Source organism: Acinetobacter sp. IK40, from assembly GCF_035615075.1.
GTDB lineage: Bacteria > Pseudomonadota > Gammaproteobacteria > Pseudomonadales > Moraxellaceae > Acinetobacter > Acinetobacter courvalinii.
This window is the reverse complement of record NZ_JANBOE010000001.1, coordinates 12985-27966: the sequence shown is the minus strand read 5'-3', so window position 1 is coordinate 27966 and position 14982 is coordinate 12985. Positions and strand designations below refer to the sequence as shown.

The 14982-nt window shown below is 42.5% G+C and carries 13 protein-coding genes and 1 tRNA gene; 5 read left to right on the top strand and 9 right to left on the bottom strand.

Going from position 1 to position 14982, the window contains the following annotated elements; all coding sequences use genetic code 11:
• Positions 1 to 117: 117 nt before the first annotated feature.
• The 6 genes from MSG93_RS00150 to MSG93_RS00125 form a co-directional block, all read right to left on the bottom strand.
• Positions 118 to 999, bottom strand: a complete 882-nt coding sequence (locus MSG93_RS00150) for a metal-dependent hydrolase (protein WP_324618898.1) — start codon at positions 997 to 999, stop codon at positions 118 to 120.
• Positions 1000 to 1198: 199 nt separating this feature from the next.
• Entirely contained in the window at positions 1199 to 2389 is a 1191-nt protein-coding gene (gene tuf, locus MSG93_RS00145; RefSeq protein WP_005226388.1) for an elongation factor Tu, read from the bottom strand.
• 93 nt (positions 2390 to 2482) lie between these two features.
• Complete coding sequence (gene fusA, locus MSG93_RS00140) at positions 2483 to 4621, bottom strand: elongation factor G (protein WP_005229047.1); 2139 nt, start codon at positions 4619 to 4621, stop codon at positions 2483 to 2485.
• Positions 4622 to 4798: 177 nt separating this feature from the next.
• Positions 4799 to 5269, bottom strand: a complete 471-nt coding sequence (gene rpsG / locus MSG93_RS00135) for a 30S ribosomal protein S7 (protein ID WP_004655203.1) — start codon at positions 5267 to 5269, stop codon at positions 4799 to 4801.
• Positions 5270 to 5429: 160 nt separating this feature from the next.
• A complete protein-coding gene (gene rpsL / locus MSG93_RS00130) occupies positions 5430 to 5804 on the bottom strand; it encodes a 30S ribosomal protein S12 (RefSeq protein ID WP_004638184.1) in 375 nt (124 codons plus the stop codon).
• Positions 5805 to 5962: 158 nt separating this feature from the next.
• Complete coding sequence (locus tag MSG93_RS00125) at positions 5963 to 7573, bottom strand: EcsC family protein (protein ID WP_420714288.1); 1611 nt, start codon at positions 7571 to 7573, stop codon at positions 5963 to 5965.
• Positions 7574 to 7863: 290 nt separating this feature from the next.
• On the opposite strand from MSG93_RS00125, the gene MSG93_RS00120 reads away from it, so the two are divergent.
• The 3 genes from MSG93_RS00120 to MSG93_RS00110 are packed head-to-tail and all read left to right on the top strand — an operon-like array spanning position 7864 to position 10152.
• Positions 7864 to 9093 (top strand): beta-ketoacyl-ACP synthase II, encoded by a 1230-nt coding sequence (locus MSG93_RS00120; protein WP_004805136.1) that lies wholly within the window; start codon positions 7864 to 7866, stop codon positions 9091 to 9093.
• Between the two features lie 21 nt (positions 9094 to 9114).
• On the top strand, positions 9115 to 9567 hold the full coding sequence (locus tag MSG93_RS00115) for a CopD family protein (RefSeq protein ID WP_005229045.1): 453 nt from the start codon (positions 9115 to 9117) through the stop codon (positions 9565 to 9567).
• Between the two features lie 60 nt (positions 9568 to 9627).
• Positions 9628 to 10152, top strand: coding sequence for a hypothetical protein (locus MSG93_RS00110; RefSeq protein WP_005229044.1), 525 nt, complete (start codon positions 9628 to 9630; stop codon positions 10150 to 10152).
• A gap of 55 nt (positions 10153 to 10207) precedes the next feature.
• On the opposite strand, the gene MSG93_RS00105 is transcribed toward MSG93_RS00110, so the two are convergent.
• Positions 10208 to 10369, bottom strand: a complete 162-nt coding sequence (locus MSG93_RS00105) for a hypothetical protein (protein ID WP_005229043.1) — start codon at positions 10367 to 10369, stop codon at positions 10208 to 10210.
• A gap of 718 nt (positions 10370 to 11087) precedes the next feature.
• Between MSG93_RS00105 and MSG93_RS00100 the strand changes: the two genes are divergently transcribed.
• Together MSG93_RS00100 and MSG93_RS00095 are read left to right on the top strand one after the other, a co-directional pair.
• Positions 11088 to 12713 carry an NAD+ synthase gene (locus MSG93_RS00100; protein ID WP_005229042.1) on the top strand — a complete coding sequence of 542 codons (1626 nt, stop codon included), beginning with the start codon at positions 11088 to 11090 and terminating at the stop codon, positions 12711 to 12713.
• Positions 12706 to 13737, top strand: coding sequence for a hypothetical protein (locus tag MSG93_RS00095; RefSeq protein WP_005229041.1), 1032 nt, complete (start codon positions 12706 to 12708; stop codon positions 13735 to 13737). The genes MSG93_RS00100 and MSG93_RS00095 overlap by 8 nt, the downstream gene beginning before the upstream one ends.
• Before the next feature lie 102 nt (positions 13738 to 13839).
• Here MSG93_RS00095 and MSG93_RS00090 read toward each other — a convergent pair.
• Positions 13840 to 13916, bottom strand: a tRNA-Met gene (locus MSG93_RS00090).
• Positions 13917 to 14104: 188 nt separating this feature from the next.
• Positions 14105 to 14959, bottom strand: a complete 855-nt coding sequence (locus MSG93_RS00085; protein ID WP_324618862.1) for an EamA family transporter — start codon at positions 14957 to 14959, stop codon at positions 14105 to 14107.
• Positions 14960 to 14982: the final 23 nt, after the last annotated feature.

Below are 14982 nucleotides of genomic sequence, written 5' to 3'. Positions count from 1 at the left end.
AAACATCATATTAGGACATGTCACCACACTAAAAATCATCTATGAAATAAAGGCTACAAAATAAAAAAAGGGCAATTATAATTGCCCTTTTTAAACCCTTCACGTCAAAATGAAAAGTTAGAAACCAAGTTTTGCTTTCCAGTCTTTTAACAGCTGAACTGTATCGAGATCATTAGGATGGAAACCAGGTTTAAAATAAGCCAGCATCTCCGCGGCCATGCCGGTAATAATGCCTTTTGAAGGACTATAACCATATTTATAAATCATGGCCAATTCTTTAAAGTTCAGCTTCTTGTCCTGTTGCAATAAACGTAAAGTGAAATAAGACTGCAGAATAAAAATCAGGGCCATCGCAAACACCAGCGCAGAGGTACGCAAGCTATAGGCTTTTAAACCTTTACCAAATACGGCTTCATAAACATCATAGGCAACGGCTTTATGCTCATTTTCCTCTATTGCATGCCAGAACCACATATACGACATGGTCTCATCGGTCATTAAATCCTGAATATGCTGATTACGTAATAATTCAGACGCAATGGTCGCGGTAAAATGTTCTAAAGCTGTTGTCGCGGTAAGGTTGACCATTTCTCTGGTCATACCAAACGGTTTGACCACTTTAGCGAAGTTGCTTAAGGCAAATTGGATATAACGTCCTGTGATCCGTTCCAAGGTTCTTACATCATGGCCATATTTCTGGGCAGAAGCATTAAAATTGACATGCTCTTGCGTATGCATGGCTTCTTGACCAATAAAGGCACTGATCTCTTTTTGTAGTTCTTCATTGTCTTTAATCGCTGGGTAGTAACGAACCGCACGTACGGCATCAATAAATAATTTTTCACCATCTGGAAACAGTGCAGATAAACCTGTCATGAAATGGGTTAAACCTGCTGAACCATCCATCCAGTATTCTGGGACCTGATCAAAATCAAAATTCATACGACGGACTGGAAAGCTTGCACCCGCACGATTTGAAATATTTACTTTAGCATTCATGCTGCCAACTCCTTTTCAGTGAAACATTCCACTGAGCACTTTTATCTGTTTCTTGCGTTTTATATTACGTTTTTATGCAAATCAATTAAGTGCAGTTTAGGACAGCAAGCTATCAGTTAAGGACACTCTTACAAAAGGATTGTCTAACAATAGGCAAAAAAAACACCCCAAAGGGGTGTTTTTTTATCACTCTAGGCGATTATGCAGTTACTTTAGCAACAACACCAGCACCTACAGTACGACCACCTTCACGGATCGCAAAACGTAGACCTGGGTCCATTGCGATCGGGTGGATTAACTCTACTGACATTTCTACGTTGTCACCAGGCATTACCATTTCTACGCCATCTTGTAATTTGATCGCGCCAGTTACGTCAGTTGTACGGAAGTAGAACTGTGGACGGTAACCGTTAAGGAATGGAGTGTGACGACCACCTTCTTCTTTAGAAAGTACGTATACTTCTGCATCGAATTTAGTGTGCGGCTTGATTGTACCTGGTTTAGCAAGTACTTGACCACGTTGTACGTCTTCACGCTTAGTACCACGAAGTAAGATACCACAGTTCTCACCTGCACGGCCTTCGTCAAGAAGTTTACGGAACATTTCTACGCCAGTTACAGTTGTTTTAACTGTATCTTTAATACCAACGATCTCGACTTCTTCACCAACTTTAACGATACCAGCTTCCACACGGCCTGTTACTACAGTACCACGACCAGAAATTGAGAATACGTCTTCGATTGGCATCAAGAATGCTTTGTCGATTGCACGTTCTGGTTCTGGAATGTAAGAGTCAAGCGCTTCAACAAGAGCGATAACTGCTGATTCGCCATATTGACCAGCATCACCTTCCAACGCTTTAAGCGCTGAACCACGGATAACTGGAGTGTCATCACCTGGGAAGTCATAAGTAGAAAGAAGTTCACGAACTTCCATTTCTACCAATTCAAGTAATTCTTCGTCATCAACAAGGTCACACTTGTTCAAGAACACAACGATGTAAGGTACACCAACCTGACGTGAAAGAAGGATGTGTTCACGAGTTTGTGGCATTGGACCATCAGTCGCAGCACATACAAGGATCGCGCCGTCCATCTGAGCAGCACCAGTAATCATGTTTTTAACATAATCGGCGTGGCCCGGGCAGTCTACGTGAGCGTAGTGACGGATTGGAGAATCGTATTCTACGTGTGATGTATTAATTGTAATACCACGTGCTTTTTCTTCAGGAGCTGAGTCGATTTGTGAGTAATCTTTCGCTTCACCGCCGTAAGTTTTTGCACAGATCGTTGCAATCGCAGCAGTTAAAGTTGTTTTACCATGGTCAACGTGACCAATTGTACCCACGTTTACGTGTGGTTTATTACGTTCAAACTTGGCTTTAGCCATGATGATCTTCCTTTATAAACTGCTCATGAGGGTCGCCCATGAGCACTTGGTTTTTTAACTAAATTTTAGTTGGGTAATATAGTAATCGAAAGATTACTCGTCGTCACCTTTTTTACCGCCAGCTTGGAACTTAGCGATGATGCCTTCCGCCACGTTACGTGGAGTTTCAGCGTATTTAGCGAATTCCATAGAGTAAGTCGCGCGACCTTGAGACATAGAACGCATTTGAGTCGCGTAACCGAACATCTCAGCAAGTGGAACTTCTGCTTTAATTGCTTTTGTTCCGCCAGGAAGATCGTCCATACCCTGAACCATACCACGACGACGGTTTAAGTCACCCATGATATCGCCCATGTAGTCTTCTGGAGTTTCTACTTCAACTTTCATGATTGGTTCAAGAAGGATAGGATCTGCTTTCATGAAACCGTCACGGAAAGCGTATGAACCTGCCATTTTGAACGACAATTCATCAGAGTCGACATCGTGGTAAGAACCGTCAAATAATGTCGCTTTGATACCCACAACAGGGTAACCAGCCAATACACCATTCTTCATACGTTCTTGAATACCTTTGTCAACCGCACCAAAGAATTCTTTAGGTACAGTACCGCCGACAACTTCTTCAGCGAATTCGTATTCTTTACCAGCTTCTTCAACATCCATAGGCTCTAAACGAACATATACATGACCGAATTTACCTTTACCACCTGTTTGACGAACAAACTTACCTTCTTGTTCAACAGACTTTTTGATGGTTTCACGGTAAGCAACCATTGGTTTACCAATGTTCGCTTCAACGCTGAACTCACGCTTCATACGGTCAACGATGATGTCAAGGTGAAGCTCACCCATACCAGCAATAATTGTTTGACCAGATTCTTCGTCTGTACGAACGCGGAACGATGGATCTTCTTTCGCCAAACGACCTAAAGCGATTGACATTTTTTCTTGGTCAGCTTTAGTTTTTGGTTCAACAGCCAATGAAATTACTGGCTCTGGGAATTCCATACGCTCAAGTGTAATGATGTTTTTCTCATCACATAATGTATCACCCGTAGTAACGTCTTTAAGACCTACACACGCTGCGATATCACCTGCACGGATTTCATCAAGATCTTGACGTTCGTTCGCATGCATTTGCACGATACGACCGATACGTTCACGCTTAGATTTAACTGGGTTATAAACCGGATCACCTTGTTTAAGAACACCAGAGTAAACACGTACGAATGTTAAGTTACCTACGAACTTGTCGTTCATGATTTTGAACGCAAGCGCAGAGAACGGAGCTTCGTCAGATGCTTCACGAGACGCTTTAGTTTCGTCTTTGTCGTCAAGGATACCTTCAATTGCTTTAACTTCTGTTGGAGAAGGCAAGAATTGAATTACAGCATCCAACATACGTTGAACACCTTTGTTCTTGAACGCAGAACCACAAAGCATAACTTGAATTTCAGATGCCAATGTACGAGCACGTAAGCCAGCGATGATTTCTTCTTTAGAAAGATCGCCTTCTTCTAGGTACTTGTCCATTAACTCTTCAGATGCTTCAGCCGCAGCTTCAACCATCTTAGTACGCCATTCGTTTGAAGTTTCAACGAGGTCAGCAGGAATATCACCGTATTCGAACTTCATACCTTGAGATGCTTCATCCCAGATAATCGCTTTCATTTCGATAAGGTCAACTACACCTGTAAATGTATCTTCAGCACCGATTGGCACAACGATAGGTACAGGATTACCGCCTAAACGCGTTTTAACTTGCTCAACAGCACGGAAGAAGTTTGCACCAGTACGGTCCATCTTGTTCACGAATGCTAAACGAGGCACTTTATATTTGTTTGCCTGACGCCATACAGTTTCAGACTGAGGTTGTACGCCACCAACTGCACAGTAAACCATGCACGCACCGTCAAGAACACGCATAGAACGTTCAACTTCGATTGTGAAGTCTACGTGTCCCGGTGTATCAATTACGTTGATACGGTGTTGTTGGAATTGGTTAGCCATACCAGACCAGAAACAAGTTGTAGCAGCAGAGGTAATTGTAATACCACGCTCTTGCTCTTGTTCCATCCAGTCCATTGTTGCTGCACCGTCGTGTACTTCACCGATTTTGTGAGATACACCTGTGTAGAACAAAATACGTTCTGTTGTAGTTGTTTTACCTGCGTCGATGTGCGCAGAAATACCGATGTTACGGTAATTACTAATTGGGGTTTGGCGAGCCATGATGTCTACATTCCTAAATGTTATATTTAAAACAGGACGCATCAATTAAATTGATGCGCACGAATATCCAAGCAGGCAACTTAAATACCCGCAAAGCCTCCACTTTGATAGAGAGCGATGTTGAATCGAGCTGCAGTACGCATGAATATTCTCCTGATTAGGGACTGTTTTATCCGCTTAGAAACGGTAGTGAGAGAAGGCTTTGTTGGCTTCAGCCATACGATGCACGTCTTCACGTTTTTTGATCGCTGCACCTTTACCTTCAGCTGCATCAAGCAACTCACCAGCAAGACGTAAAGCCATCGTTTTTTCAGAACGCTTAGCAGCAGCATCTACTAACCAACGCATCGCTAGAGCAGTACGACGGGATGGGCGTACTTCCATAGGTACTTGATAAGTAGCACCACCAACACGGCGTGCTTTTACTTCAACCATAGGACGAACTTTTTCAAGAGTAGTCTCGAAAAATTCAACTGGGTCTACTTTGTTTTTTTCTTGAACGCGGTCTAAAGCACCGTAAACGATACTTTCAGCAATAGATTTTTTACCATCTTGCATTACGTGGTTCATGAATTTAGCGATTGTTTGGCTGCTAAATTTTGGATCTGGAAGGATCTCACGAGCAGCGACTACGCGACGTCTTGGCATTTTAATACACCTAATAATATGACACTTCAGGATAATCCAGCAGTTTGTACAAGTGTCATGTACACGACGCTGGCCTTACTATACGTCGCTTGAATTACAAATCTATGAAGAATTCAAACAAGCGAAACGCTAAAGGGTTGCTTGGGCTAGTTTCCTAGAATTACTTCTTAGGACGCTTAGCACCGTATTTAGAACGTGACTGGTTACGATCTTTAACGCCAGCACAGTCTAAAGAACCACGAACGGTATGGTAACGTACACCTGGTAAGTCTTTAACACGACCACCACGGATAAGAACAACACTGTGCTCTTGTAGGTTATGGCCTTCACCACCGATATAGCTAGATACTTCAAAACCTGAAGTTAAGCGAACACGGCAAACCTTACGCATTGCTGAGTTAGGTTTTTTAGGTGTAGTAGTATAAACACGTGTACATACACCACGACGTTGTGGACAAGCCTTCAACGCAGGAACTTTTGATTTTTCAATCAAAGTCGTACGACCCTTACGGATCAACTGATTTGTTGTTGCCATTTGGCAATTCTCCCGTTATTAAACAACCTTAAAAAAAGAAAACGACCTCTTTTTAAGGGCACATAATTGTAAGCTAAGAAGTAAAAATGGTCAACATTGTTAGTGCTGACCATTTCTTGGGTTTGTTGTGTTTTGATGTCTGAGACATCATCCTAGGATTAGCTATGTTTTGTTGAAGCAGGTTCGACATCAATTGATTTCTGCTCAGGCGCAACTTGCGCTTCAGCTTCATCGAAAATCTCTTCCTGTTCTGCCTTCAATGCGGGTTGCTGTTCAGTATGCTCATGCTCAACCACATGCTGCTCTGCAAGTTGTTGAATTCCTTCCTCTACTTTTTCATCCACTGGCGGTTTGACTGCATCCGTGTCTTTTGCCTGGATCGAAACCTTGGCAATCACATCATTCTTTGACGCATCTGAAGCTGTAGTCTGCGTAGCAGCAGCTTCTACCTTATCCGACTTCTGTTCAGAGGTAACTTCAGCTCCCTCCCCATCCAGAGTCTGATCCTGTTCCGTTTTTAACGCAGGTTGCTGTTCAGTATGCTCATGTTCAACCACATGCTGTTCTGCAAGCTGTTGAATTCCCTGCTCTACCTTCTCATCAACCGGCGTTTTGGCAACATCACTATCTTTAGCCTGAATTGAAACACTGCTAATGACATCATTTTTTGGTGCATCTGAAATCACACCCTGCTTAACCTCTTCCCCACTTGCATTTAACAAGCGCGGTGCTGCCTTTTTCAATAAAGTCTCGGCTTTATAGTAGGCTTCCAGTGGAGAAATTTTTTCATCCGGGTGCTCATTTAAATAGAATCGTGCTGCACCAAAAATAGCTTGTGATTTGTGCCCGACATCTTCCAGCAATCTCCAGCTATAAAAACCGCTCAAGACAGCCCCGGCAACAGGGGTTAGCTTACCGACCACAGAAACTTGAGGAACACGGTTTAACCAGCCAAACTTAAATTGTCCTTGTTCATCTACCAGCCACTTCTTGACCAAATCAAAATCATTATTCGATCCGAGTAGTTGCTGAAACTGTTGCAGGTCATGTGTTTCCAGCATTGACTTCAAGGCTTTCAAGGCCACCAGCAGGGTTTGTTTTTCTGCCACTAGACTCAGGTCAATTTCCTTGAAGATAAATGCCACAATCTCTTGATCAGTCTCTTCGGACAAATCGAAGCCGTGGGAACGTCCTGTCTGATAAATGGTTCGCAAGGTCAAAACAATTGATGCAGGAATATCGATGGCTGCACCCCATACACCTGTTGCCCCTGTGACCGCACCCTGAACAGCTGCCAATAATTTATTCTGCTCAATCAGGGCCTGACTTAAACGTTGGGAACGACCTGTATCTTTGGTGAGTTCGATAATGTCCTTAACCCCAGCTTCTTCAAGGATTTTTTCAGTCAGGGAACTATTCGAACTGAACTCGTTCAGCCACTGGAATAAATAGTCAGAGGCTTTTTCTCCCAGATCAGGCGATACGAAAGATGCGATACTGTTTACGCGCGTGTAATGACGACCTAGAAACTGATGTGAAAGTTTAGGAAATTGCTGACGTAACATTTGTTGTGGACTTTCATATTTCTCCACTTCAAACGGGCTTTTAAAACGAGCTTTTCCTTCAACCGTCTTGGAAGTGTTTGCAAGTTCCGCCCCAGATGTAATTGGCGCTACTTGAAATTTTTGTAATTCAGAACTGAGCTTTTTAGCCACTCCAAAGGCTTGTGCAAATAAACCTGAAGATTGCTTGTTTTTAGATTTTGTCATCAAGAACCTCTGTTGTGTAATATGTGAATTTCTAGGTAAATACTAGGTTGAATGCAGATTTATCTCAACTTTTATGTGTGTACTTTCATTACGTTTCGTCACCAGAACTGCAATATTTACGAATATTTACACAACTAGAAATAGGCATAAGATTTGCCATAAGAAATAAAAAACCTTTCTGCTATCATGGTGTCATTCACTCATAAGCCATTCTAATCGTTATTTTCTCCTGATTTGTATTCATAGCGAGATGCACAGGGCTTAAGTATTACCATAAAAGGGATCTGTAAATGAAACGTGTTGTAATCACTGGTATGGGCATTAACTCATGTATCGGTAACTCTTTAGAAGAGGTCACTCATTCTTTAAAAAATGGAATCTCAGGCACACGTTTAAACCCAACTTATGCAGAACTGAATTTCAAGAGCCATGTTAGCGCTGCAGCTGAACAGGATTTTGATGGCATTGACCGCAAACTGAAACGTTTTATGGGCGTTTGCGCCATGTATGCCTATAACGCGGCAGTCGCAGCAGTTGAGCATGCGGGACTAAAACAAGAAGATTTGGCAAATAATCCACGCTACGGTATTGCCGGTGGTTCTGGTGGTAACTCAACTGCCTCTGTTGCAGAAATGATCAAACTGCTAGAAGAAAAAGGTGCACGTAAAATCGGTCCTTTCTTCGTGCCGCGCAACATGTCAAATACCATTACTGCAAACGTTGGTGTTGCCTTTAAACTTCAAGGTGTGGCGCATTCGATTACCAGTGCATGTGCAACTTCTGCCGATGCAATTGGTTATGCCTACAACCTGATCCAATTAGGTAAACAGGATCTGATGCTTGCAGGTGGTGGTGAAGAAGATCACTGGTCACAAAGCTTGCTGTTTGATGCGATGGGTGCATTGTGTTCAAAATATAATGACACCCCGGAAACTGCTTCACGCCCATATTCAAAAGACCGTGACGGTTTCGTTATTGCTGGCGGTGGCGGTTTCGTCGTGCTTGAATCACTTGAACACGCACAGGCACGTGGTGCCAATATCCTTGCCGAAGTGATTGGTTATGCAGCAAATAGTGACGGTGCCGATATGGTTGCACCAAGTGGTGAAGGCGCAACACGCTGTATCATCATGGCACTGGATGAAGCAAAGCAGCATGGCGTTGAGCAGATTGACTATGTCAATACTCACGGTACTTCAACACCGGCAGGTGACGTAACCGAGCTTAAGGCAATGGAACGTGCATTTGGTGAAGGTCAGGTTCCACCACTCAGCTCAACCAAATCGATGACTGGCCATAGCTTGGGTGCTGCAGGTGTTCAGGAAGCGATTTATTCTGTATTGATGATGCAAAATGATTTTATTGCACCGAACATCAACGTGACTGAGCTGGATGAAGGTGCACAAGGTTTCGATATTGTACTTGAAAAACGTGATGCAAAACTGAATACTGTCATGAGTAACAGTTTTGGTTTTGGCGGTGTAAACGCCTGCCTTATTTTCAAGAAGTGGGATGCATAATCCCGCTTAGCAGGATTATCGATGGATGCACCTTCTGATGCTTTCTTGTGGGTAAAAGCATTACATATTATTGCCGTGGTTTGCTGGTTCGCTGCTTTGTTCTACTTACCACGCCTTTATGTTTACCATGCCATGAGTGAAGATGCCGTCAGTCATCAACGCTTTGAAGTGATGGAACGTAAGTTGTATCGCGGGATTATGTGGCCGTCCATGATTGCCACATTAATTACCGCCCACTTTCTGGTCGACTGGGGTGATGCAACCCGGCATTATCATGAAGCCTTATGGTTTTATCTCAAGGTCGGTCTGGTCGGTCTTCTGGTGATTTACCATCTAGTGTGTGGTTATTATCGTAAAAAACTGATTGGCAATGCCCACTACAAAACACATAAGTTCTGGCGCTTCTTTAATGAGATGCCGACCCTGATCTTATTTGCGGTGGTTATTCTGGTTGTTGTAAAACCTCAGTTCTAACTGAGGTTTTTTTATTTTAGAATTCAATACATCCTATCAATTTTCATACTTGAATTTCAGATGATCAAAGCACTTCAACAGGCGCTAAGACAAATAAATAACTGGTTCATTGCAAACTTGATCGTACATCTCAAAATGAATCAGTTTCACTATCGCGGCTTAAGCTCTGGCGAGATTGAAATTGCACGTCCTGTGTTTGGTGACCTGATTGATTATGCACAGGTCAAAGTTTTTAATATTCCCTATCTGCCCTGGCAACCCGTAAATATATTTATGGCACCAAATGGCAATTTATTTGTACATCAAAAATATTTTAGTACGGATTATTCAAAGTGCTCTGCCCCCTTACAAGGGATTTTTATTCATGAGCTGGCCCATGTTTTACAGTTTCAGCAACAGGTCCATGTCATTTTTAAAGGGGCAATGCTGCAATTGGGCTATTATCTCAGTTTTAAAACATACGATCCTTATCAATATCAATTCGAACCCGATAAAGCCTTTTCCAGCTACAACATCGAACAGCAGGGAGATATTGCACGCGATATCTTCTTCAAGAAAATTCCCAATATTATTCTGAAAAAATAAAAAAAGCCCTGTCATTCTATACAGGGCTTTTTAAGTTAAAGCATCGCAACCGGTGTTATGCAGCTGTGCCTTTGCCAGTTTCATTAGCAGGTTCATGATCGACATCCATATCTGTTGTAAAATCTACACGCATTGCATCCTTAACAATGGTACCCATACGTCCAAAGCCTATCGCTAAACCTAAAGCGATCACTGGCAATAAAATCGTTGAACTCATAATCTCTCACCTCACGTTATTTAAAAGCGAATCTGATATTTAAGCTTGTGGCTCTTGTTCACGGAACATGACCGTACCGATACGACCAACCACAACCGCTAAACCAAACGCAACAACTGGAAATAATAAAACTGACATATCAACCACCTCTTGATTTAAGTGTTGCAATACACTTGAGTAAGCTCAAAGTGTATAGCCATTCACATTAATGAGGATCATAGCAGTGCACAAATGTACACTCAAGTGTAGCAAAGATATTCCCGATAAACGGTATATAAAACATACAAAAACCAAACAAGTGCTTGAAATAAATCTATTTTTTATCAGGTACAGCTGTTCCTAATTTTTTTGAATTATTTAATAGCTTTATCAAAGCCGCTCTTTTTATTAGAAATTTTAGAATTTATTGCACTTGTCACCGGGGTGTCATCTCAATAGGCGAAGATGACATGAAAAAAACTTGATGTGGTTATATTCAATTTATTCACAATCATGCACCATAACTACCTAAACATTGAGAAATGTTGCTTTTTCATACAGAAAAACTCGTTATTTTTACGCAGAAAAATGCGCATTTAGTATATATTAGTAAACTTGTCATTTTTCTTTAAGATATAAAATGTTTGGCGCCATGATATACAATCGTTTTTAACAACTATACTTATATAAATCAAAAACTTGTGTATCAAAACTTGTTAAGACTTAGGATTAGGTTTGAATGAAAAATTTTAAAATTGCCCTTGCTCAGTTCTCTCCGCATATTGGCAATGTTGACTCAAATACTCAAAAGATGATTGAGCAAGCAAATTTAGCGAAACAACAACAGGCTGATTTGATCATCTTTCCAGAACTTTCAACCATCGGTTACCCTGCGGAAGATTTAGTGCTTCGCCCAAATCTTCAAAAACGTACTCAAAAAGCTTTTGCCCAGCTAAGTGAAGTCAAAGACATCGTGATGGTATTTGGCTTTGTACATCAGACTGAAGATGGTCACCGTTATAATTCTGCTGCGGTGATGAAAGACGGTCAGGTACTGGGTATTTATAACAAACATAACCTGCCAAATTACGGTGTGTTTGACGAGAAACGTTACTTCCAGGAAGGCCATCAGCACCTTGTTTTTGAATATCTCGGTCATAAATTTGGCGTCTTGATTTGTGAAGATGTCTGGTCACTCAACACGGTGAAGCAGCTTAGCCAGCTCAATGTTGAAACCGTACTGGTACTCAATGCTTCGCCTTATGAAGTGGGTAAACCACAGCACCGTATTCAGACCCTGAATGAGTTGGCGAAACAGTTGCACCTCAATATTGTTTATGTCAACCAGGTTGGCGGTCAAGATGACCTGATCTTTGATGGCAGTAGCTTTGTCAGCAACAATAGCGGTGAGCTGGCATTACAGGCACCGAGTTTCCAGGAAGCTGTTCATTTTGCTGAATATGATGCAGAACAAAAACAGTTCAAGGCAGCTGCAGCAGTTCCAGCTTTAGAAACCTTTGCTGAAATTTATCAAGCGTTGGTCATGGCAACCCGTGACTATGTACAACGCTCAGGTTTCCCTGGGGTTATTCTGGGTTTATCTGGCGGGATCGATTCAGCATTAACCTTGGCAATTGCTGTTGATGCGATTGGAGCAGACAAAGTCCAGGCCGTGATGATGCCGTATACCTACACTTCACAAATGAGTGTTGAAGATGCGACTGAGCAGGCACGTCGTATGGGCGTGACTTTCGGTATTGCCGAGATTCATCCAATCGTGAATAGCTTCATGCAAACCCTATTCCCGTTCTTCGGCAATGCCCCTGCGGATGCGACAGAAGAAAACCTGCAGGCACGTACCCGTGGTACCCTGCTGATGGGCCTATCTAATAAATTTGGCAACCTTGTTCTTGCGACAGGCAACAAATCCGAGATTTCAGTCGGTTACTGTACACTTTATGGTGATATGGTCGGTGGTTTCTCGGTGCTTAAAGATGTCTACAAAACGATCGTGTTTGAACTGGCAAAATACCGTAACACACTGGAAGACACCCCTGTTATCCCGGAACGTGTGATTAGCCGTCCACCATCAGCAGAACTCCGTCCAGATCAAAAAGATCAGGACTCATTACCTGCTTATGATGTACTTGATGCCATCTTGTATGCTTATATAGAAGAAGATCTCAGCCAGGCCGATATCATTGCCAAAGGTTATGAAAGCGATGTAGTCGAGAAAGTAATTCGTCTGGTGGATCGTAATGAATACAAGCGTCGTCAGGGCGCGATTGGGCCGCGGATCAGTTCACGTGCTTTCAGTCGTGAGCGACGCTACCCGATCGTCAACGGATGGACCGCGAATGACTGAAAAAATTGTTTCTGAAAAGTCACAATTACTTGCTCAAGCACTTTTGCTTGAGCAAGTTAAGTTTTATAAAAATCAACTTACAACACAACTTTCCGCTGATTTCTTCCAGCAATTTATCCAGCTCTTTCTGCAACATGCACCCAATATTCAACTCAAAGAAGTAGTCGAATTAGCACAGATTCAGGCTGTGGTCAAACGTTATGCTTTTGAAATGCAGCTGGGTGCAGGCTTACTGGAATTTATTGGCGAGATTGCACAAAGACTGCATGTGTTTTCGCTACAGTCATCCGCCCAGTTACAAGATGTATTTTCAGACCATCAGTTTGAAATGTGGCTGTCCAAGTTTCTGGAACTTGAAAATATCCGTCATTATTTAAACCAGTTTCTAAAAGAAAGCCCTTCTATTCAGCAATTATGCCAATACATTGCGACCACAACCTTACAGAACAAACTACCTAAATTATTTACTCAGTCAGATGACGATAGAATTTCAGAAAGTAAATATGAGTGGCAACAAAAACTAAAAAGCTTTTCACATCGCCAGCAACAGCGTATTGAACAGAAAATTGAAGAAAGTATTGCCCGGTTTATTCAAGAACAGCTGGCCGATCTTAGCCTGCTGTCTAATGATGATCTGGAAAGTCTGGCCCGTAATGTCTGGGATGACAATAAAGCCAAACCTTTATCAGAATATACCCAACAGGTCACGCCACTGGATGTGGAAGAATTCTTTGTCATGATTTATGAATACTGGAAAGAATTACGTCAGTCTGCTTTCATACAGGATTTAATCCTCTACGGCGTCAAAGTCTTTTATGATTTCTATAAAGATGAAAGTCTGGCCGATGTCTTTGCTGCCATTGGACTGGAAGAAGCCGACCTACTGAATGAGGCGGTGCGTTTTTATCCCAAAGTTGTGGCCGCTTTAGACCAGCACGGTGTCCTCGAACCGATCATTACCCTGATCCTGAAACCGTTCTATGACAGCGCTGACACGCTTGCCGCCATCGAAAAACACCTATAAAAATAAAGCCTGTAAATACATCATTTACAGGCTTATATACGTATCAATTATTTTCAAATCATATAGATAAAAAGAAACCACGCAGGAGCGTGGTTTTTAAAATGGTGGCTATGACGAGACTTGAACTTGTGACCCCCGCATTATGAGTGCGGTGCTCTAACCAACTGAGCTACATAGCCGTAAACTGTGTGCGCATTATCTAGTGTTACGTGCAACGGGTCAAGTCTATGATCTTGAAAACAGAAGACATATGCGTGGTTTTTGCACAAAGATATTATCAACTGTATATTTTTAACTCAAAGTCTGTTCTGATAGCAATTTCCACCTCATCTTCCAGCCGATATTGCTCTGAATACTTCTTTTCGGCTTAATGTTTTTCCCGATAAGACGCGTAGGAACAGCCAATGCACGCCACCATAATCATGATAATTGCCAGAATCTGGTAAAGATTCAATGCTTCCCCCAGAATGCACCATGCAGCCATAGCGCTAATGGCAGGTGAAGCGCTGAGTAACATCCCGAACACATGTGCAGCCAGTCTTTTCATCGCCACAATATCCAGCAAAAAAGGAATCATGCTTGAGAATAAGGACACAAATACGCAGGTAAAGAAAACCTTATACGAGCTCACCACTAAATCTAAATGCTGAAAACCTACAGGAAGAGCACATAACGCCGCCACCAACATTCCGACGGCGACAGAACTGCCACCGGCAGAAGCGACTCGACGTCCATAGATGATATACAACCCCCAGCAGATCGCCGCCGCCAATGTCAACCCCATGCCTTGGTAACTAAAATTCTGGTTAACGCCTCCCAATGGCAATATGACGATTCCAATCAATGCACACCCCGCCCACAGCAGGTCCTGCTTACGCTTGGACATTAACATCGCAACAGTCAACGGACCGAGAACTTCAATTGAAATTGCAAGACCAACCGACATATAAGCAAAAGCTTTATAAACCAATACATTCATTCCACTGATAAACATGCCGTAAATCACCAGATTGCGCCAGTTGGTCTGCTGATAGAATAATTGCCACGGCCTGAAAATAACACAGAGAAGAATGGCGGCTATGCCCAGACGAACCAATGCGACTGTTTCTGGGCCTAAAACCGGAAACAGGGTTTTGGCCACTGATGCCCCGATCTGTACAGACACCAACGATAATGTCGCAGCGAGAAATGCAATGCTTTGTCGCGAATCCAGTCCGACCATGACCATGCCCTGTAATATAGAGA

Excerpts from the sequence above, each read along its gene's own strand:
- MSG93_RS00150 (WP_324618898.1), bottom strand. The coding sequence starts at position 999 with ATGAATGCTAAAGTAAATATTTCAAATCGTGCGGGTGCAAGCTTTCCA.
- tuf (WP_005226388.1), bottom strand. The coding sequence starts at position 2,389 with ATGGCTAAAGCCAAGTTTGAACGTAATAAACCACACGTAAACGTGGGT.
- fusA (WP_005229047.1), bottom strand. The coding sequence starts at position 4,621 with ATGGCTCGCCAAACCCCAATTAGTAATTACCGTAACATCGGTATTTCT.
- rpsG (WP_004655203.1), bottom strand. The coding sequence starts at position 5,269 with ATGCCAAGACGTCGCGTAGTCGCTGCTCGTGAGATCCTTCCAGATCCA.
- rpsL (WP_004638184.1), bottom strand. The coding sequence starts at position 5,804 with ATGGCAACAACAAATCAGTTGATCCGTAAGGGTCGTACGACTTTGATT.
- MSG93_RS00125 (WP_420714288.1), bottom strand. The coding sequence starts at position 7,573 with ATGACAAAATCTAAAAACAAGCAATCTTCAGGTTTATTTGCACAAGCC.
- MSG93_RS00120 (WP_004805136.1), top strand. The coding sequence starts at position 7,864 with ATGAAACGTGTTGTAATCACTGGTATGGGCATTAACTCATGTATCGGT.
- MSG93_RS00115 (WP_005229045.1), top strand. The coding sequence starts at position 9,115 with ATGGATGCACCTTCTGATGCTTTCTTGTGGGTAAAAGCATTACATATT.
- MSG93_RS00110 (WP_005229044.1), top strand. The coding sequence starts at position 9,628 with ATGATCAAAGCACTTCAACAGGCGCTAAGACAAATAAATAACTGGTTC.
- MSG93_RS00105 (WP_005229043.1), bottom strand. The coding sequence starts at position 10,369 with ATGAGTTCAACGATTTTATTGCCAGTGATCGCTTTAGGTTTAGCGATA.
- MSG93_RS00100 (WP_005229042.1), top strand. The coding sequence starts at position 11,088 with ATGAAAAATTTTAAAATTGCCCTTGCTCAGTTCTCTCCGCATATTGGC.
- MSG93_RS00095 (WP_005229041.1), top strand. The coding sequence starts at position 12,706 with ATGACTGAAAAAATTGTTTCTGAAAAGTCACAATTACTTGCTCAAGCA.
- MSG93_RS00085 (WP_324618862.1), bottom strand. The coding sequence starts at position 14,959 with ATGGTCGGACTGGATTCGCGACAAAGCATTGCATTTCTCGCTGCGACA.